The sequence below is a fragment of the Bacillus sp. LR--39 genome (assembly GCF_053613335.1).
In genome coordinates, this window is record NZ_JBSIOT010001462.1 from 1 (window position 1) to 542 (window position 542).

Below are 542 nucleotides of genomic sequence, written 5' to 3' on the forward strand. Positions count from 1 at the left end.
GCGGAGGCATAGATACGCTTTGGGCCTGCCAAGCAATATCAATTACTTTTTTCACCGGGTGGTAATCTGACAATCTGAGATCAAAGACACTGCCGTTATAATGTTTCAAATCTATTGTAATATCAATATACATTTAGGATCACCCTTACATAGAAAGAGCGCCGTCTTCTTTTGAATCAGGCGCTCCTTCCCTTTCATACTGTTATCCGCGGATTTGATTTGCGATGTCTTGGTCAGTAGACTCAAGTGTATTTGCTGTTTGATCAAGCTGCTGATTCACATCTTGAAGCAAATCTGACATTTTGATAAATGAAGGTTTGAGCTGCTCGTATTGATCTGCGAACGCTTCGCTTGAAGCACCTTCCCACATGCTTTTCAAATCAGAGATCATTCGGTTTAAACGATCAACCTGATTTAATACTTCTTGGCTTTCAACGCCGTATTGCTTCGCCATCGCTCTTAGCTCTTCGGGTGTGACACGAATTAATCCTGCCATATTCCTCATTACCTCCTGTGCCATCAGCCTAAATATGGGCTAATTC

General features: G+C 42.1%; 1 protein-coding gene and 1 pseudogene. Both read right to left on the reverse strand.

Annotation, left to right across the window (positions count from 1 at the left end; all coding sequences use genetic code 11):
- Positions 1-133, reverse strand: a pseudogene (yukD, locus tag ACWHAR_RS31140) (ESX secretion system protein YukD); the annotation flags it as partial.
- 69 nt (positions 134-202) lie between these two features.
- Positions 203-496 (reverse strand): WXG100 family type VII secretion target, encoded by a 294-nt coding sequence (locus ACWHAR_RS31145; RefSeq protein WP_003220661.1) that lies wholly within the window; start codon positions 494-496, stop codon positions 203-205.
- Between the last annotated feature and the right edge of the window lie 46 nt (positions 497-542).